At 47.4% G+C, this 19,134-nt stretch carries 12 protein-coding genes; 9 read left to right on the top strand and 3 right to left on the bottom strand.

Translation table 11 applies throughout. The features are described 5' to 3' along the window. The first annotated feature begins 9 nt into the window (after positions 1 to 9). Positions 10 to 1,338 (top strand): RagB/SusD family nutrient uptake outer membrane protein, encoded by a 1,329-nt coding sequence (locus TY03_RS08615; protein ID WP_042368938.1) that lies wholly within the window; start codon positions 10 to 12, stop codon positions 1,336 to 1,338. A 277-nt stretch (positions 1,339 to 1,615) separates the two neighbouring features. Here the strand turns inward: TY03_RS08615 and ispE are convergent, their stop codons facing one another. Further along, positions 1,616 to 2,428 (bottom strand): 4-(cytidine 5'-diphospho)-2-C-methyl-D-erythritol kinase, encoded by an 813-nt coding sequence (ispE, locus tag TY03_RS08610; protein ID WP_042368936.1) that lies wholly within the window; start codon positions 2,426 to 2,428, stop codon positions 1,616 to 1,618. Between the two features lie 128 nt (positions 2,429 to 2,556). Between ispE and dnaB the strand changes: the two genes are divergently transcribed. The 7 genes from dnaB to TY03_RS08565 all read left to right on the top strand — a co-directional run bounded on the left by dnaB (position 2,557) and on the right by TY03_RS08565 (position 14,964). Further along, positions 2,557 to 4,116, top strand: a complete 1,560-nt coding sequence (gene dnaB / locus TY03_RS08605) for a replicative DNA helicase (protein ID WP_042368934.1) — start codon at positions 2,557 to 2,559, stop codon at positions 4,114 to 4,116. 108 nt (positions 4,117 to 4,224) lie between these two features. Continuing rightward, positions 4,225 to 6,489, top strand: a complete 2,265-nt coding sequence (locus TY03_RS08600; protein WP_042368932.1) for a GH92 family glycosyl hydrolase — start codon at positions 4,225 to 4,227, stop codon at positions 6,487 to 6,489. 49 nt (positions 6,490 to 6,538) lie between these two features. Further along, positions 6,539 to 8,578: a glycoside hydrolase family 20 protein gene (locus tag TY03_RS08595; RefSeq protein WP_042368930.1), complete on the top strand. Its 2,040-nt coding sequence runs from the start codon at positions 6,539 to 6,541 to the stop codon at positions 8,576 to 8,578. Positions 8,579 to 8,606: 28 nt separating this feature from the next. Continuing rightward, complete coding sequence (locus TY03_RS08590) at positions 8,607 to 9,878, top strand: MFS transporter (RefSeq protein WP_042369348.1); 1,272 nt, start codon at positions 8,607 to 8,609, stop codon at positions 9,876 to 9,878. A gap of 25 nt (positions 9,879 to 9,903) precedes the next feature. Beyond that, positions 9,904 to 10,905 (top strand): glycoside hydrolase family 130 protein, encoded by a 1,002-nt coding sequence (locus TY03_RS08585; RefSeq protein ID WP_042368929.1) that lies wholly within the window; start codon positions 9,904 to 9,906, stop codon positions 10,903 to 10,905. Continuing rightward, on the top strand, positions 10,905 to 13,160 hold the full coding sequence (locus TY03_RS08580; protein WP_042368926.1) for a GH92 family glycosyl hydrolase: 2,256 nt from the start codon (positions 10,905 to 10,907) through the stop codon (positions 13,158 to 13,160). Before TY03_RS08585 ends, TY03_RS08580 begins: the two co-directional genes overlap by 1 nt. Positions 13,161 to 14,202: 1,042 nt before the next feature. Continuing rightward, positions 14,203 to 14,964 carry a DUF6261 family protein gene (locus TY03_RS08565; RefSeq protein WP_074434147.1) on the top strand — a complete coding sequence of 254 codons (762 nt, stop codon included), beginning with the start codon at positions 14,203 to 14,205 and terminating at the stop codon, positions 14,962 to 14,964. A gap of 219 nt (positions 14,965 to 15,183) precedes the next feature. Here the strand turns inward: TY03_RS08565 and TY03_RS08560 are convergent, their stop codons facing one another. Further along, positions 15,184 to 16,230 carry a leucine-rich repeat domain-containing protein gene (locus tag TY03_RS08560; RefSeq protein ID WP_042368919.1) on the bottom strand — a complete coding sequence of 349 codons (1,047 nt, stop codon included), beginning with the start codon at positions 16,228 to 16,230 and terminating at the stop codon, positions 15,184 to 15,186. A gap of 75 nt (positions 16,231 to 16,305) precedes the next feature. Between TY03_RS08560 and TY03_RS08555 the strand changes: the two genes are divergently transcribed. After that, positions 16,306 to 16,935: a CPBP family intramembrane glutamic endopeptidase gene (locus TY03_RS08555; protein ID WP_052332430.1), complete on the top strand. Its 630-nt coding sequence runs from the start codon at positions 16,306 to 16,308 to the stop codon at positions 16,933 to 16,935. A gap of 19 nt (positions 16,936 to 16,954) precedes the next feature. Here TY03_RS08555 and TY03_RS08550 read toward each other — a convergent pair whose 3' ends face one another. After that, complete coding sequence (locus tag TY03_RS08550; RefSeq protein ID WP_042368917.1) at positions 16,955 to 19,081, bottom strand: Tex family protein; 2,127 nt, start codon at positions 19,079 to 19,081, stop codon at positions 16,955 to 16,957. Positions 19,082 to 19,134: the final 53 nt, after the last annotated feature.

The raw sequence follows: 19,134 nt of genomic DNA, 5'->3' as shown, positions 1-19,134 counted from the left end.
AAGATATATATGAGAAAAATATATACAGTTGTACTGCTTAGCTGTTTGCTCGCACTTTCGGGTTGCGAGAAATACCTGGAGATAAAGCCGGTAGGGAGTGTTATCCCTACTACGGCACAAGAATATCGGGCATTGCTGGCACGTGCCTACAAACGAGTTCCGATGCAGAGAGGGACTGTTGGATTTCGTTCCGACGAGATGCAAGTTGTTGCCAATAACTGGGATCAACAAAGATATGCCGATTGGGAGCGTTGGAACGACGTAGCTCCTGCGCCTACTACCAATCAATTGGACTGGGGTGGGTTTTATAATGTCATCTTCGTAGCTAACCATGTTATTGAAAATCAAAAGCAGATTACCGAGGGTACTCCCGCCGAGATTGATCAACTAGCTGCCGAGGCCTACCTGCTTCGCGCCTATATGCATTTTATGCTGGTAAACCTACATGGCCAACCCTACACTAAGCCCGGTGCACTTACCACCAAATCGGTTCCGTTGAAGTTGGACAATGACCTCGAAGGCCTTTTGAGCCGCAATACGGTCGAAGAGGTGTATGCCTCAATCCAGTCGGATGTAAACAATGCCCGTGCCTTGATGAATAAAGAGAGTTGGGAAGTTCAGTTTTCGTATCGCTTTACCAAAGACGCGGTAGAAGCATTTCAGGCACGTATATCCTTGTATAAGGCGGACTGGCAGTCGGCTTACGATGCTGCTCAATCTGTACTCGGTCATAAATCGGCGTTGGAAGATTTGAATGCCGCATCTCCTGTATTGCCAAATAACTTCCAGTCGGTAGAGAACATTACTGCTTTGGAGCGAATGGAGAGTAGCGATAACAATGCTGCATTGGCACCGGCCAACTTCTTGTCAATGTACGAGCAAGGCGACCGTCGTTTGGCACTTTGCTTCTCGGCTCCCAATGCCGATGGAGCAAGTAAGAGCTTGAAGGTAGGTGCAAGCGAATTTTCCTCTACCTTCCGTGTAGGCGAATTGTACCTGACTGCTGCCGAAGCTGCTGCCCATCTGAATAAGTTGCCCGAAGCCCGTGCCCGCTTGCTGCAACTGATGCAGAAACGCTATACCCCCGAGGCATATGCAGCTAAAGAAGCGGCAGTGAACGCATTGACTCAAGAAGCCTTGATTGCTGAAATTCTTAACGAACGTGCCCGTGAATTGGCTTTCGAAGGTCATCGTTGGTTCGATCTTCGTCGTACTACTCGTCCGCGTATCGAGAAGGTATTGAAAGGCGAAACGTTTGTTTTAGAGCAAGACGATGATCGTTATACCATTCTCATTCCGAAAGAAGCGATAGCTGCCAATCCGGAACTGGCAAAATAACGAACGAATACAACCGTTCTATCATAAGGCTCCCATTCTATTATTCTTTAGCAATTGAGAATAATGGAATGGGAGCCTTTTTTCATGATATTTTTAACAATGTTAATTTACTATCTCCTTGTATGCAAGAGTACGTAGTTTTGGTATCAATGAATACGTACTCTTGGTGGGTAAAAGTACGTAGTTAACGCTGCGTTAATATACTACTCTTGCAAACAGGGAAAAATAGGTTTGTTATACGCAGGAATTTGAAACTTGACTTTCTGATAAAGGTGTTTTACAATGTAAGTTGGTAGCATGTGTTCCCTTCGGGCAATGTTACCTCCGGCGCAAACAGTCCGAATACCGAAGAGCCCGATCCGCTCATGGCGGCATAGATGGCTCCTTGGCGATACAACTCTTCTTTAATCTCTCGTATCACCGGAAACTGCGGAAATACACTCGCCTCAAAATCATTGACTAAATACTCTTTCCATTCATTCACGGGGCGTTTTATCACCTCTTGCAATGCAAATTTAGGTTGTTGCGGGGTGATTTTCGAAAAAGCATCGCGCGTTGAAACAAATACGTGGGGCTTGATTACGATGAGTTGATAGCCCGATAGCGAAAGATCGATGGGCGAGAATACATTGCCGATACCCGAAGCAAAGGTCGGTTTGTTGCGGATAAAGAAAGCACAATCGGCACCCAATATAGCAGCATAGTCTTCGAGTTGCTCAACGGTGAGTTGCAGTGAAAAACGTTCGTTGAGTAGTTTGAGCATGAAAGCAGCATCCGAAGAGCCACCGCCCATCCCTGCACCCGACGGGATGTGCTTAAAGAGGTGAATGTTGATGGGGGGTAATTCAAATGTATCTTTGAGCAGCAGATAGGCTTTGACAACGAGATTGTCTTCTACGCGTCCGGCAATTTCGAGCCCCGAAGGATGAAAAGCGAACGAGCGCCCGTTGGCGTTGAGTAACGGATGAATCTCTAAGGCATCTTCGAGTGGGATGGGGTAGAAAACTGTTTCGAGGTTGTGGTATCCGTCGGGACGCTTTTCGGTGATGTGTAGTCCCAGATTTATTTTGGCATTCGGAAATGAAATCATGCTCGTTGGGCAATTAAAGGGTGAATGATAGATAGTCGGTGCAAAGTTAACAAATTCTTCATTCTTCATTCTTCATTCTTCATTTTTATGTTCTATCTTTGTCATTCGTAATTCGTAATAAATAGACAATGGCCGAACAAAGAAAATATAATAGTCGCAGTAACAGTAAACCCAAGGCACAACCGGTAAGTGATTACGGGCGCATACAACCGCAAGCTCCCGAACTCGAAGAAGCTGTGCTGGGTGCTTTGATGATCGAAAAAGATGCATATTCGCAGGTGAGCGAAATTCTGCGTCCCGACTCCTTTTACGAACGCAGGCATCAACTGATTTACTCGGCTATCACCGATCTGGCAGTAAACCAAAAGCCGGTCGATATCTTGACGGTGAAAGAGCAACTGGCCAAACGAGGCGAGCTCGACGAAGTGGGCGGCCCCTTCTATATCACGCAACTCAGTAGTAAGGTAGCCTCTTCGGCTCACATCGAATATCATGCGCGTATCATTGCACAGAAATACCTGGCGCGCGAACTGATTACCTTTACCAGCAACATTCAAGGCAAAGCTTTTGACGAAACACTCGACGTAGACGACCTCATGCAAGAGGCCGAAGGAAAGCTGTTTGAGATTTCGCAACAAAACATGAAGAAGGATTATACACAGATTAATCCCGTTATTGCCGAGGCTTATGAGTTGTTGCAGAAAGCAGCTGCCCGAACCGATGGTTTGAGTGGTTTGGAGAGTGGTTTTACAAAGCTCGATAAGATGACGGCCGGATGGCAAAATTCCGACTTGGTTATTATCGCCGCTCGTCCCGCCATGGGTAAAACGGCCTTCGTACTATCGATGGCACGAAACATTGCTGTGAACTTTAAACATCCCGTAGCGCTGTTCTCGCTTGAAATGAGCAACGTACAGTTGGTGAATCGTTTGATCGTCAACGTGTGCGAAATTCCCGGTGAGAAAATCAAGAGCGGACAGTTGGCCTCGTACGAGTGGCAACAGCTCGACTACAAACTAAAAGACCTCATTGATGCACCACTCTATGTCGATGATACCCCTTCGCTCTCGGTGTTCGAGCTTCGAACCAAAGCGCGCAGACTGGTACGCGAGCATGGCGTGAAGATCATCATCATTGACTACCTTCAGTTGATGAATGCCAGTGGTATGGCTTTCGGTAGTCGTCAGGAAGAGGTAAGTACCATTTCGCGTTCGCTCAAGGGGCTTGCCAAGGAGTTGAATATTCCCATCATCGCCCTGTCGCAGTTGAATCGTGGTGTTGAGAATCGAGAAGGGGTGGAGGGCAAACGTCCGCAGTTGAGCGACCTTCGTGAGTCGGGAGCCATCGAGCAGGATGCCGATATGGTGTGCTTTATCCACCGTCCCGAGTATTATAAAATCTATCAGGATGATCGTGGAAACGATTTGCGCGGTATGGCCGAGATCATCATCGCCAAGCATCGTAACGGTGCTACGGGCGATGTGCTGTTGCGCTTTAAGGGCGAATTTGCACGCTTCCAGAATCCCGACGATGACATGGTGATTCCGATGCCTACCGAAGGCGAAATACCGGTACTCGGTTCGCGCATGAACAATGCTTCGAGCGTACCGCCTCCCAGCCCCGATTATGCACCGCAAGCGGCTAGTCCGTTTGGCGGAATAGGGAATGATGGCCCGTTACCATTCTAACTTTTTTAAGAAGAGGAATAGTATATTTCTCCTTTCAGTTGTATTATATATATACCACTTTTTCTGTAAATAGTGGTAGGGCGTCTAGTACTAACTTAAAACAGATATATGAAACTGATTACTACACTTTTGGGATGTTCATTGTTACTGGGGGCAGCTTCTTGCTCTCAGATGTCAAGCTCTCCCGACTACACGACTTATGTGAATCCGCTTATTGGTACAGGCGGACACGGACACACGTTTCCCGGTGCTATTGTTCCCAATGGGATGATTCAACCCAGCCCCGATACCCGTATCTATCAGTGGGATGCCTGCTCGGGCTATTACTATGCCGATAGCACGATCAACGGGTTTTCGCATACCCACCTGAGCGGTACCGGTTGCGGCGATTACGGCGATGTGCTGTTGATGCCCACCGTAGGCAAACAAGAAACACATTCGATGGGAAGCGAGAGTCAGCAGATGGCTTATGCTTCGGGCTTTTCGCATGCCAACGAAGTGGCCGTTCCGGGCTACTACTCGGTATTGCTCGACCGCTATGGAGTCAAAGCCGAGCTAACGGCAACCAAGCGTGCGGCTATCCACCGCTATACCTTCCCCGAGAGCAAAGAGGCCGGCTTTATACTCGACTTCGATTACAGCTTGCAACGTCAGAAGAACGAAGAGATGGAAATCGAGGTGATTAGTGATACCGAAATACGCGGTCATAAGAAAACGGTTTACTGGGCGTTCGATCAGTATATCAACTTCTATGCTAAATTCTCCAAACCCTTTACCTATACGTTGCTTACCGATTCGGTGGCACTCGACAAAGGTGGTAAGTTACTGCCCACTGCCAAAGTATTGCTGCATTTCAACACCAAAGCCGGCGAAGAGGTATTGGTGAAAGTGGGTATTTCGGCAGTCGATATGGAAGGTGCCAAAGGCAATGTAGAGGCCGAAATTCCGGAATGGGATTTCGAGGGCGTTCGCAAGCAAGCCAAAGATTCGTGGAACAAGTACTTATCGAAAATCGATGTAGAGACTGCCGACAAGGATCAAAAGACGATGTTCTATACGGCATTATACCATACAGGTGTGCAGCCTAACTTATTTACCGATGCCGACGGTCGCTATCTGGGCATGGATCTCAAAGCGCATCAAGGCGATGTAAACGAGCCGATGTACACCATCTTCTCTTTGTGGGATACGTTCCGTGCCTATCATCCGCTCATGACCATCATCGACCCCGATTTGAACGAGGTGTTCATTCGCTCGTTGATTCAAAAACAACGCGAGGGTGGTGTGCTGCCTATGTGGGAGCTTGCCGGAAACTATACCGGAACCATGATCGGATACCATGCCGTGTCGGTGATTGCCGATGCGTACATGAAAGGATATCGCAATTTTGACGTGGACGAGGCTTATAAAGCCTGTTTGCGCGTGGCCGAATACGATACGACCGGTATCAAATGTCCGCCATTGGTACTGCCCCACCTGATGCCGCAGGCTAAATATTGGAAAAATAAAATAGGCTATGTGCCATGCGATAAAGACAATGAGGCGGTAGCCAAAGCATTGGAATATGCGTACAACGACTGGTGTATTGCAGCCATGGCCGACAGTTTGGGCGATATACCGAATCGCGATAAATACATGAAATTTGCCGAAGGTTACAAAACCTACTTCGACCCTTCAACCCGCTTTATGCGCGGACTCGATAGCAAAGGTGCTTGGCGTACTCCGTTCAGTCCCCGTGCATCGACTCACCGTAACGATGATTACTGCGAGGGCACTGCCTGGCAGTGGACTTGGTTTGTACCTCATCAGGTAGACGGTTTGGTACAGCTTATGGGTGGCCGCGAGGGATTTATCAGTAAACTCGACTCTTTGTTTACTGCCGATTCGGCTCTCGAAGGCGACGCTACCTCGGCCGATATCTCCGGACTGATCGGACAATATGCACACGGTAACGAACCCAGCCACCACATTACGCATCTGTATAATTATGTGGATCAACCTTGGAGAACACAGCAATTGGTAGATAGCGTATTGCAGACCCTTTACTTTAACGATCCCAACGGATTGTCGGGCAACGAAGATTGCGGGCAGATGTCGGCTTGGTACATCTTGAATGCAATGGGTTTCTATCAGGTATGCCCCGGAAAACCGGTGTATTCGATCGGTCGTCCGTTGTTTGATAAGGTAACGGTCAACCTCAAAGGAGGTAAGAAGTTTACCGTGATCGCTAAAAACAACAGCCGCGCTCATAAATACATTCAGTCGATGACCCTGAACGGTAAGCCGTTGGAGACTCCCTTCTTCACCCATCAGGATATTGTGAATGGAGGTACGCTGGAGTTTGTAATGGGAGCTACACCCATAAAAAAATAACTCATCATAAAACACAGATAGATCTATGAAACACTGTCGTACGATTTTTATGGCACTGCTCTTCGGCTTCCTTGCATGGGATGCCTCGGGACAGAAGCCGGTATTGAACCTCATTCCTCAACCCTCGCAGGTTGACTGGCGGCAAGGCAGTTTTTCGTTGAGTCAGAAAACACGTCTGTATACCAACCTAACAGGAGAGCAACGCGAGCATCTGCTTGTGTTGCTCAAAGGGTCGGCACTGGACTTGCCTCAAACGAAAAAGGAACGAAAAGAGCAGACCATCAGTTTATTGCTTGTTAAACCGTCGGATGCCTATCCGACCGAAGAGAGCTACACACTGTCGGTTACCACATCGAAGATAACGATTGCCGCGCCTACCGAAACCGGTCTGTTTTATGGCGTACAATCGTTGTTGCAGCTCATTCGTTTGGCCGAAACTCCGTCGGTTGTTCCTGCCATGGAGATAAGTGATACGCCTCGTTTTGCCTACCGCGGTATGCATCTCGATGTGTCTCGTCATTTCCGGAGCAAAGAGTTTGTGATGAAGCAGCTCGATGCCATGGCGTCTTATAAATTGAATCGCTTTCATTGGCATCTCACCGATGGGGCAGGGTGGCGTATCGAAATCAAGAAGTACCCGCTACTCACCGATGTGGCTGCCTGGCGTCCTTACGAATCTTGGAAAGAGTGGTGGAAAGGAGGCAGTAAATACTGCTCGAAAGACGATCCGAAAGCCCAAGGCGGTTATTATACACAGGAAGATATCAAAGAGGTGGTAGCCTATGCGGCTGCCCGCCATATTACGGTGATTCCCGAAATAGAGATGCCCGGACACTCGGAAGAGGTGTTGGCGGTTTATCCCGAGCTGTCGTGTGCAGAGAAGCCTTATGTCAATTCGGACTTCTGCATCGGCAACGAGCAGACATTCACCTTTCTGCAAGATGTGTTGACGGAAGTGATGGCACTTTTCCCCTCGGAATACATTCATATCGGTGGAGACGAAGCCGGCAAGGGTGGTTGGAAAACCTGTCCGAAGTGTAAGGCACGGATGGAAGCCGAGAAACTGCAAAATGTAGACGAACTACAAAGCTACCTGATTCACCGCATCGAAGTATTCTTGAACGCGAACGGACGTAAGTTGCTGGGCTGGGACGAGATTATGGAAGGCGGATTGGCTCCCGATGCTACCGTGATGTCATGGCGTGGCGAAGGGGGAGGCATTGCTGCTGCCCGTTCGGGACATCGCGCCATCATGACACCGGGAGGATATTGCTATTTCGACCATTCGCAAGACGACCCGACGAGCGAACCCGAAAGCATCGGTGGCTATGTGCCTTTGAAGAAGGTGTACAGCTATAACCCGGTTCCCGATTCACTGACTACGGAACAGAAAAAACTGATTCTGGGCGTACAAGCCAATCTGTGGACCGAATACATCGGTACGCCCGAATATGCCGAATACATGCTGTATCCCCGCCTGTTGGCATTGGCCGAGGTGGCATGGACACCGCTCGAACAGAAGTCATGGCCCGATTTCCATCGTCGTGCGCTTGTAGCCGTAGAGGATTTGAAAGAGCGCGGATATCATCCTTTCGATCTGTCGAAAGAAAAAGGCGAAAGAGCCGTCAGCCTGCAACCTGTCGAACACTTGGCGGTAGGTAAGCCCGTTACCTACAACACACCCTTCTCGCCCCAATATCCCGCCGGAGGCAATCAGGCTTTGGTGAACGGACTGAGAGGCGGATGGACGTATGGCGATCAGCGCTGGCAAGGTTTCTTGGAGCAGGGTATGGACGTGACCATCGATCTGGGTGCCGCTACTCCCATACACTCCATCAGTGCCGATTGGATGCAGATTAGCGGACCGTGGGTATGGATGCCCGAATATGTAGAGATCGAAACCTCGGAAGATGGAAAGACGTTTGCACCGTTGTGCCGCATCGATAATGACTTATCGCGCGAGTACGACAGGCTGATTTTCCGCGAGTTTGGATGGAAAGGAGAGATTAATGCACGTTATGTACGCTACGTGGCTCATACCGACAAGAAAGGTGGATTTATATTTACCGACGAGATTGTGATTCGCTAAGAGACTATCAATGAACAATAATAAATACATGTCAACACATAAATTGAATCAAAGCCCGGTAACCTGGGTACCTACTGTTTATTTCGCCATGGGATTGCCCTTTGTGGTACTCAACATGGTGGCTGTTTTAATGTACAAAGGCATGGGCGTGTCAGATGCCCAGATTGCTTTCTGGACATCGCTTATCATGCTTCCGTGGACTTTGAAACCGCTATGGAGTCCTTTCCTCGAAATGTACAAAACCAAGAAGTACTTTGTTGTGCTTACCCAGATTGCCACCGGTGTGATGTTTGGGTTGGTAGCGCTCTCGTTGCATCTGCCCGATTTCTTCTGTTACTCCATTGCCCTACTGGCAGTAATTGCCTTTAGTGGAGCCACACACGATGTGGCTACCGACGGTGTATATATGAGTGTGCTTTCCAAAGCCGATCAAGCGAAGTATATCGGCTGGCAGGGGGCTTTCTATAACCTGGCAAAGATTGTGGCTACCGGCGGACTGGTTTACCTGGCCGGATACCTGATCGGTATCGTAGGCGAAGCCAATGCCTGGATGATTATCATGGGCAGTTGCGGTGCTATCATGGTGCTGCTGGGGTTGTATCACATACGTATGCTTCCTTCGGGCGGTGGTGCGGTCGAAGAGGTGAAGTCTTTTCGTGATACCATGCGCGCGCTGTGGGAGGTTATCTGTACGTTCTTTGCCAAGAAATACATTGTGTGGTACATTGCGTTCATCATCCTCTATCGTTTTGCCGAAGGGTATGTGATGAAGATTGTGCCGTTGTTTCTCAAAGCCTCCGTTGCCGAAGGTGGACTGGGACTGACCGAGCAGCAAATTGGTATCTACTACGGTTCGTTTGGTGCAGGTGCATTTGTGTTAGGCTCTTTCTTGGCCGGTTACTTTATTGCCGGACGCGGATTGAAGAAAACACTCTTTACGCTTTGCTGCGTCTTCAATATCCCTTTTGCCGTTTATCCGCTACTTGCCATCTATCAACCCGATAGCATCGTGCTCGTCGGCAGTGCCATTGCGTTCGAGTATTTCGGCTACGGCTTCGGATTCGTGGGACTTACCCTGTTTATGATGCAGCAGGTAGCTCCCGGCAAGCACCAAATGGCACACTACGCCTTTGCTTCGGGCATTATGAATCTGGGCGTGATGATTCCCGGTATGATGAGTGGTTACCTGAGCGACTGGTTGGGCTATCGCGACTTCTTCATCTATGTGCTTATTGCTACCATTCCGGCCTTTATTATCACGTGGCTGGTTCCGTTTACGTATAAAGACGAAAAAAAATAAACCTATAAAAACAAACTAATTAAAAATGACTGAATCTATTAAAATTGCAGGCCAAGCCCTGCCCGCTATGCCTTGGGAAGATCGTCCCGAAGGCTCGAACGAAGTAGTATGGCGTTGCTCTGCCAACCCTATTATCCCTCGCGATTTGTTGCCTACATCGAATAGTATCTTCAACAGTGCCGTGGTTACCTTCAACGGTGCGTATGCCGGTGTGTTCCGTTGCGATGATACGAATCGTCGTATGCGTTTGCACGTAGGTTTTAGTAAAGATGCCATCAACTGGCAGATCAATGAAGAACCGTTGAAGTTCGAGTGCAACGATGCCGAGATAGGCGAGTGGGTATACGGCTACGATCCGCGCGTATGCTTTATCGAAGATCGCTACTATGTAACCTGGTGCAACGGCTATCACGGTCCAACGATTGGTGTAGCTTATACGTATGATTTCGTAACCTTCCACCAGCTCGAAAATGCATTCATTCCCTTTAACCGCAACGGAGTGATGTTTCCCCGTAAGATCAACGGACGCTTTGCCATGTTGAGCCGTCCGAGCGATAACGGACATACACCTTTCGGAGATATCTTCTATAGCGAATCGCCCGATATGGAGTTCTGGGGGCATCACCGTCATGTTATGTCGCCTGCTCCGTTTGAACAGAGTGCTTGGCAGTGTACCAAGATTGGTGCAGGTCCGATTCCGATCGAAACATCCGAAGGCTGGTTGCTGATCTATCACGGTGTGTTGGCTTCGTGCAATGGTTTTGTGTACAGCTTCGGTTCGGCATTGCTCGATCTGGAACAACCTTGGAAGGTGAAATACCGTTCGGGCCCTTATTTGATTTCTCCACAAAAGATTTACGAGTGCACGGGCGATGTTCCCAACGTATGCTTCCCGTGTGCTGCCCTTCATGACTCTGAAACGGGGCGCATCGCTATCTATTACGGTTGTGCCGATACGGTAACGGGACTTGCTTTTGGCTACATCCCCGAAATTATTGAGTTTACGAAACGTACCAGCATTATTTAATGAAACGATTCTTCTTAACACTTCCTTTTTGCCTCCTTGCTTCTCTCTGCTCCGTTTTTGGGCAGGGAGGAGGGGAGTTTATTCCTACCAATTACGTGAATCCGTTTATCGGAACCACGAACTTTGGAACCACCAATCCCGGAGCTGTATGCCCCAATGGGATGATGTCTGTAGTGCCCTTCAACGTGATGGGCTCTTCGGACAATAAGTACGATAAGGACGCCCGTTGGTGGTCGACTCCTTACGAGTATCACAACAGTTTCTTTACGGGCTATGCGCACGTAAACCTCAGTGGCGTAGGCTGCCCCGAACTGGGCTCGCTGCTGTTGATGCCCACCACCGGGAAGCTGAATGTAGACTACAAGGAGTACGGCAGCCGCTACAAAGACGAACAGGCATCGCCCGGATATTACACCAACTACCTGACCAAGTATCAGGTGAAAACCGAAGTATCGGCTACCCCACGTACCGGCATCTCACGGTTTACCTTCCCCAAAGGAGAGAGCCACATCTTGCTGAATCTGGGCGAGGGGTTGACCAATGAAACGGGAGCAATGCTGCGACGCGTCAATGACTACGAGGTAGAAGGCATGAAGGTGCTGGGCACTTTCTGTTACAACCCGCAGGCGGTATTCCCGATCTATTTTGTGATGCGGGTCAACAAGAAACCTCTGCGTACGGGTTATTGGAAAAGACAACGCCCCATGACCGGAGTCGAAGCACAGTGGGATGCCGATAACGGCAAGCTCAAACTCTACACCAAGTACAGCAAAGAGTTGGCAGGCGATGATATCGGTGCCTTCTTCACGTTCGATACCGAAGAGGGCGAACAGATCGAAGTGCAGATGGGTGTTTCGTTTGTCAGCATAGAGAATGCACGCTTGAATCTGGAACAGGAGCAGTCCAAAAAGAACTTCGAGCAGGTGCATGCCGAAGCTGTGGCTCATTGGAACGATGATCTCTCTCGCATTCGCGTAGAGGGAGGAACGGACGATCAGAAGACTGTGTTTTACACCGCCCTCTATCACCTGCTCATCCATCCCAATATTCTGCAAGACGTAAACGGACAGTATCCCGCCATGGAGAGTGGGGAGATTCTAACCGCCGAGGGCAATCGCTATACGGTATTCTCGCTCTGGGATACGTACCGCAACGTGCATCAACTGCTCACGCTGGTTTATCCCGAGCGTCAGATGGATATGGTGCGCACGATGCTCGATATGTATCGCGAACACGGCTGGTTGCCCAAATGGGAGCTTTACGGTCGCGAAACACTGACCATGGAGGGCGATCCGAGCATTCCGGTCATTGTCGATACGTACCTGAAAGGGTTGCGCAATTTCGATGTCGATCTGGCCTACGAAGCCATGTACAAATCGGCCACTGCCGCAGGTGCGGACAATTTGATGCGTCCCGACAACGATGATTACCTGCAAAAAGGCTATGTTGCGCTGCGCGAGCCGTTCGACAATTCGGTTTCTCATGCACTCGAATATTACATTGCCGACAATGCCCTGTCTCGTTTCGCTGCCGCGCTGGGCAAGAAAGACGATGCCAAGCTGTTCTACAATCGTTCGTTGGGTTATCGCAACTATTTCAGCAAGGAGTTTGGTATGCTTCGTCCGCTTCTGCCCGACGGATCGTTCTACACACCGTTCGATCCGAAACAAGGCGAGAATTTTGAGCCGAGTCCCGGTTTCCATGAAGGCAATGCGTGGAATTATACATTCTACGTGCCCCACGATGTGTACGGTCTGGCCAAACTGATGGGAGGCAAGAAAGCCTTTGTCAATAAGCTTCAAAAGGTATTCGACGAAGGTTTGTACGATCCTGCCAATGAGCCCGATATTGCCTATCCCTATCTCTTCTCCTATTTCAAAGGCGAGGAGTGGCGTACGCAACAACAAACCCAACGATTGCTGGCCAAGCACTTTACGACCAAGCCCGACGGTATCCCCGGCAACGATGATACCGGAACCATGTCCGCCTGGGCCATATTCAATATGATCGGTTTCTATCCCGACTGTCCCGGTTCGCCCGAGTATACCTTGACTACCCCTGTGTTCGACAAGGTAACCATTCGCCTGAGCCCCGAATACTATAAGGAAACCGAATTAATCATCGAAACAGACCGCAAGCGTCCCGAATCGTTGTATATCGAAGAGGTTCGGTTGGGCAATAAGAAGATCAATCGCTTCCGGATTACACACGATGAATTGATACATGGCGGCACGCTTCGTTTCCGTCTGAAATAGATAAGAACGCTTCTTACCGAAGCACCATCTGTTTTTCTACTATTAACTATCGCCGGTTTCCACCGTTTTCTTCAATGAAAAAGGTGGAAATCGGCGATAGTTATATGCTCCGATCAAAATCGACGCTATCCCACTTTATTTTGATGTTCATTCTTTGTATATGCTAACACCTATGTATTTAACTCTGTTCTGCTTGCTTTTTCAAACTTGTAGAAAATAATCTGTGATGCTTTAATTTGCTAAATCACCAATATCTAGTTAAAAGTGATAGCTATGAAAATCGTAACCTTTTTGCTTGTCCTTAAACGGTGAAGCTAAGAATGCTGCATTCTTGATCCAAAAAAACAAAAAGGTATTAGAACGCAGCGTTCTTAGTTCAGAAAAAAATAAAAGACCCGAGAATGCTGCATTCTTAATCCCCCAAAAATAAAAACGCATGAGAATGCTGCGTTCCTTGCTCAAAAAAAATAAAAAGACATTAGAACGCGGCGTTTTTTGCCTTCTTTTTTTTAATAGGAATAAGAATGCCGCGTTCTTCTCTTTAATTCATTTAAATACGTATTTCGTCTGCTCGCGAAGAGTTAATTAAAAATAAAATTATACTGATAATTAATGTTTTACAAGAAAAAACCTCATATTTATTGCAACACAATGAACTAAAGCCATTTGTACTATCAAATACGGTAATTATGAAAAACTAACTTCAATCTTAAAAGATAAAAACAATGAAAAACAAGATCAATGCCAAGCATATACTTATACTTACTGTCATTGTAAGTAGCTATTTTCTATTTCTTTTTCTCAATGGTAACTATCATTTTGTTGAAGCAAAATCTTTTATCTCATTCTTTGTTGAACTGCTAACAATACCGTTTATATTATTGGAACTCTCCATTACGATTTACTGTTTTATCAGCTATTTCGTCAGGAGAGAGAAAAAAATAGCGCTCCTCATTTCTCTCATTTTATCATTGATTACGCTCATTTCGATGTTTCTAATAAAATAAAAACTTTATTTATTAACCATTTAAATTCTAATCTTATGATTGAAATCTCTGAAATCTATCTTGCTAAAATGGACAACGGTGCCCATTTTTCTTACCACACCGAAATGCTGACACGCATCAACGCCAACAGCAAAGTAAAAGCCAAACTAACCTCTCAACTCTCCGCCTATCAGGCAGCTATCGAGAAGGAAGATGCCGCGCTGGTTACCTCGCGCAAGAGCTTCATCACCGACGAAATAGCCACAGCCGATTCGCAACGAGATGCCCTCTATCTGGGGTTGAAAAATGCAGTTAAAGCCTTTCTCAACATACCCGACACCACCATGCAAGAGGCCGCACGCATACTTGCACAACTCCTCAAGGACTACAGGATTGAACCCGCCATGCAGCTCGACCGGCAAACCGGATTGATGACCAATCTCATCACCGACCTCGAAGGCAAATGCAGTGCACAGGTAGCCGCCCTCTCGCTCGCACCCATGGTAGCGGGCATGAAAACCGCCAACGAAAAAGTACGCACCTCCCTGAGTGCCCGTACCAAAGAATCCTCGACCAAGGAAACAGGGATGATGAAAGCTGCCCGACTGTTGGTGGACGAATACTACCGCGAAATCGTGAAATACATCAATGCCTACGCCCTGCTCGAAGGCGCGGCCGATTATCAGGTCTTTATAGACGTGACCAACGCAGAAATCGTTCGCTACAAACGACAGGTACTCAAGCAGAAAGCCAAGTCGAATATACCCGGAGGAGGCGAGAATGGGGACGAAGGAGAACCCGAAAATCCGTTCGAATAATCCGGCACGCCTCTCATCTCTCTTGCAACAAACATCGTCCTGAAAAAGAGATGCTTCGACGAACCAACGAGGTTTCCGCTCTCCAAATGCAATCATCCCAAAAGATGCGTTTGGAGGCGGAAACCTCGTTTTTTCGATATATGCTGATTACAAACCTCGCGCCTTTCCCGGAGCCGAGGGGCGGTATGTATGGTATCAAAATACCATCATTGATTCACATTATTTATTATAGAGTAGTTTATTGCTACCTCCTTCTCCGAAAATATTATCTCCGAGTGTGGTGATTTGATTGCCCAATGCCACGACATATCGCAAGTTATCGCAACCCATAAAAGCACCGTATTCAATGGCAGTAACGCTGGCAGGCAGCTCGATGGTTCCGCATAGACGTCCGCAATTGCTGAAAACTCTTTGACCGATTACCTTCAGGTTGTTGGGTAACTGTGCCCGGAGTAAGTATTTCTTCTGTGCAAATGTGAAGTCGGGTATGGTCGTAGCATTTGTCTTTGACAGATCGATCGAAACGAGGTTGGGCATATAATCGCGGATGAGCTTAAAGTCGGCATTGTCCAATTTACCTTCGACTGTGAGGAAATTGATGTCTTTGGGCTGCATCCCTGCTTTGATGATTTCGCTCTCGAGGCTTCCCATCAAACCTACCTGTATGTTTGCTTCGAGTGGTTCGCCTTCGATGAAAGCAAAAGTTTCCCAATTGTTTTTCCGGCGATATTCATCACTGCTACCCAACGGGATAAAGATGGCTGTAATGCTATCGGTTAAGCCCTCTGATAGGAGGTTGGGAGCCGTCTTCTTCCTGAGCTGGCATATCTTGAGATTCTCACATCCTTTGAAGGCAGCATCTTCAATGCTCTTCGTCTTATCGGAAAGAATGATCTTTTTTAGAGAGGACTTACCTTTGGGCTGTCCGTTTTCCATGCGGCAGAAGGCATAGGCAGGAATAAAGTTTGGCATATAAACATAGGTCTTCTCCGGATAAGTACCGTCTTTCCCTACGTACATCTTAATATCGGCATTGGATAAGTCGAGTACTTCAAGGTTTTTGAATTCGTTGCGGAGGTGTTTGAAATCAATCGCATTGATTTTTCCCGTTAATGTCAGATTTGTTATAGCGTTGGCCTCTGCTTCGGTCATCATCGAAATCAAGGTTCCGGGTTTGGCCACATAGTAGTTTTTGCTGACTTGTGCTGTTACAAAAAAGCTATTTGCACCAAGCGCCAGACTGATGAGTAAATGGTTCAGTTTCATAATTTGTGATAATCGTTTGGGCAAATATAGGGATTTTATGCCTATTTTTGTCAAATCATTAACAAAGTTATAGAAATGAAACGTAAATGGTGGTTAAGCTTGAACGGACGTGGCAAGGATCTTTTATATGGTTTATTAGTGGCAACTACGCTTTATGGTGTTGGCTTTACCCTTTCTCTTTTGCTGGGAGCAGTCACAATCGTCGGATTCCATTTCTATCCGATGCAATTATTGAACGATTTTTTCTACTGTTTTCTGGTTGCATTATTGGAAGAAATCATTGTGCGTGGATTTGTTTTGGGTGGATTGTTGCGCTTGCGTATGAACCGTTTTTTAGCTCTTGTACTCTCTTCTGTGCTATTTGGTGCTATGCATTTGTTCAACCCCGATATGGCACTATTGCCGATGCTCAATATTGTATTGGCGGGGATGATGTTGGGCGTTTCTTTTCTTTATACGCGCAACCTTTGGTTTCCCATTTCTCTTCATCTGTTTTGGAACTGGATTCAAGGACCGATACTGGGATACGGGGTCAGTGGCAATCAGTTTACCTCATCGCTGCTCGATCTAAGGCTATCGGAGCATACTTGGTTGAGTGGCGGTTCGTTTGGGTTTGAAGGGTCAATCGTATGTACGGTGCTCCTTTCTATCTTGGTGGGATGCATGATCTGTTGGTTTGAGCGGCGTGCCCAAACCAACAGATAAATGATCTGCATCTTTTTTCTTATTCAACACCAATTAAGGTCAACTGAATCCGTTTTCGATCCATATCCACACTCAGCACCTTAACCAATAGTTGCTGATGAATGGATACCACTTCCGTAGGGTCGGAAATGAAGCGTTCGGCCATTTGAGAAAGGTGAATCAATCCGTTTTCTTTGATACCGATGTCTACAAAGGCACCGAAGTTGGTTATATTGCCCACAATACCGGGAAGTACCATCCCTTCGTGTAGGTCGTTGATGGTGCGTACGTTTCGATCGAACTCAAAAACTTTGATTTCTTTGCGTGGATCGCGTCCCGGCTTATCGAGTTCCTGCATGATGTCTTTCAGTGTGGGTAGCCCTACATGGGGGGTGATATAGGCCGATACGTCTATCTTTTGACGTAGCTCTTTGCTTGCTATCAGTTCGGCTACACTACATTTCAGGTCTTTCGCCATTTGCTCTACGATGCAATAGCTTTCGGGGTGTACCGCCGTATTGTCCAACGGGTTTTTAGCTGCGGGTATACGAAGAAAACCGGCGCATTGCTCAAATGCCTTGGCACCCATGCGGGGTACTTTCATTAGCTCTTTGCGCGACTCAAAGGCTCCGTTTTCGCTACGGTAGCTCACGATGTTTTGCGCCAGTTGCGGCCCTAATCCGGATATATAGGTTAATAAATGGCTACTGGCAGTATTGAGATTAACGCCCACCTGATTGACACAGTTCTCTACCGTTTGGTCGAGCGATTTCTTCAATTTAGGCTGATCCACATCGTGTTGGTATTGCCCTACACCGATAGACTTGGCATCGATTTTCACGAGCTCTGCCAAGGGGTCCATCAGTCGGCGACCGATAGAAACGGCACCGCGTACGGTGACATCATATTCCGGAAATTCATCACGGGCAATCTTAGAGGCCGAATAGATGGAGGCTCCTTGTTCGCTTACCACAAACACCTGCAACTGACGATCAAATTGCTGGCTGGTGACAAACGATTCTGTTTCGCGACTAGCTGTTCCATTGCCAATGGCAATGGCTTCTATTTGATAAGCCTCTACCATTTTACGTAGTTTGGCCGCAGCCTCCTTACTCTTGCTTACAGGCGGATGGGGATAAATATTCTCATTGTGAATCAGGTTTCCTTGTGCATCGAGACACACTACTTTGCAGCCGGTTCGATAGCCGGGATCGATACCTAAGACGCGCTTCTGCCCCAAAGGTGCTGCCAGTAGTAGCTGACGGAGGTTTTCGGCAAATACGCGAATGGCTTCTTCGTCGGCTTTCTCCTTGGTCATTCCGGCAAACTCGGTTTCGATGGAGGGTTTGAGCAAGCGTTTATAAGCATCTTGTACCGCTTCGGCCACTTGCTCTCCACATGCGTTGCGGCTTCGTACGAATTGCTGTTCGAGACGCTCTACGCATTCGTCGTCATTGGGGGTAATCGATACTTTCAGTAAACCTTCTGCTTCGGCACGGCGCATGGCAAGCAATCGATGCGATGTACACCGCTTCAACGGTTCGGCAAAGTCGAAATAATTTCTGTAGTTAGCCGCTTCTTCCTCTTTTCCTTTGACTAATTTGGCCGTTATTTGAGCCTGACGGCTGAACTGGTTACGTACCATATTACGTGCCCGTTCATCCTCATTCACTTGTTCGGCTATGATGTCGCGTGCGCCTTTTAGTGCGTCGTCTACATCCTTCACGTCTCCTTTAACGAAACTTGCAGCTTTGGCAGTCAGGTTACTCTCACGTTGAAGCAGCAGGGTAACAGCTAAAGGTTCCAATCCTTTCTGACGAGCAGCTTCGGCTCGTGTCTTGCGTTTGGGTTTATAGGGTAGGTAAATGTCTTCCAGCTCGGTTGCATCCCAACTGTTTTCGATTCGTTTTTGCAGTTCGGGAGTCAATTTACCCTGTTCTCCAATGGTATTTACAATGGTTTCTTTTCGTTTGGCCAAATCGCATAATTTGTCATTCTGTACTTTGATATTTTCGATTTGTACTTCGTCAAGTCCCCCCGTAACTTCTTTACGATATCGGCTGATAAAGGGTATTGTTGCTCCTTCATTTAAAAGACTTAGCGTATTTTTAATCTGTTTTTCCGTTATGCCTAAAGCTACGGAAATCATTTTGTGAAATAATTCCATACGTATACTACTAAAATAATCGACAAATGTACATACTTAATCTCACAAAATCA

This window comes from Bacteroides neonati, from assembly GCF_000499785.1.
GTDB classification, from domain to species: domain Bacteria; phylum Bacteroidota; class Bacteroidia; order Bacteroidales; family Bacteroidaceae; genus Bacteroides; species Bacteroides neonati.
This window is presented reverse-complemented; position numbering and strand designations above follow the sequence as displayed.

Excerpts from the sequence above, each read along its gene's own strand:
- dnaB (WP_042368934.1), top strand. The coding sequence starts at position 2,557 with ATGGCCGAACAAAGAAAATATAATAGTCGCAGTAACAGTAAACCCAAG.
- TY03_RS08615 (WP_042368938.1), top strand. The coding sequence starts at position 10 with ATGAGAAAAATATATACAGTTGTACTGCTTAGCTGTTTGCTCGCACTT.
- TY03_RS08600 (WP_042368932.1), top strand. The coding sequence starts at position 4,225 with ATGAAACTGATTACTACACTTTTGGGATGTTCATTGTTACTGGGGGCA.
- ispE (WP_042368936.1), bottom strand. The coding sequence starts at position 2,428 with ATGATTTCATTTCCGAATGCCAAAATAAATCTGGGACTACACATCACC.
- TY03_RS08565 (WP_074434147.1), top strand. The coding sequence starts at position 14,203 with ATGATTGAAATCTCTGAAATCTATCTTGCTAAAATGGACAACGGTGCC.
- TY03_RS08560 (WP_042368919.1), bottom strand. The coding sequence starts at position 16,230 with ATGAAACTGAACCATTTACTCATCAGTCTGGCGCTTGGTGCAAATAGC.
- TY03_RS08585 (WP_042368929.1), top strand. The coding sequence starts at position 9,904 with ATGACTGAATCTATTAAAATTGCAGGCCAAGCCCTGCCCGCTATGCCT.
- TY03_RS08595 (WP_042368930.1), top strand. The coding sequence starts at position 6,539 with ATGGCACTGCTCTTCGGCTTCCTTGCATGGGATGCCTCGGGACAGAAG.
- TY03_RS08580 (WP_042368926.1), top strand. The coding sequence starts at position 10,905 with ATGAAACGATTCTTCTTAACACTTCCTTTTTGCCTCCTTGCTTCTCTC.
- TY03_RS08590 (WP_042369348.1), top strand. The coding sequence starts at position 8,607 with ATGTCAACACATAAATTGAATCAAAGCCCGGTAACCTGGGTACCTACT.
- TY03_RS08555 (WP_052332430.1), top strand. The coding sequence starts at position 16,306 with ATGAAACGTAAATGGTGGTTAAGCTTGAACGGACGTGGCAAGGATCTT.
- TY03_RS08550 (WP_042368917.1), bottom strand. The coding sequence starts at position 19,081 with ATGGAATTATTTCACAAAATGATTTCCGTAGCTTTAGGCATAACGGAA.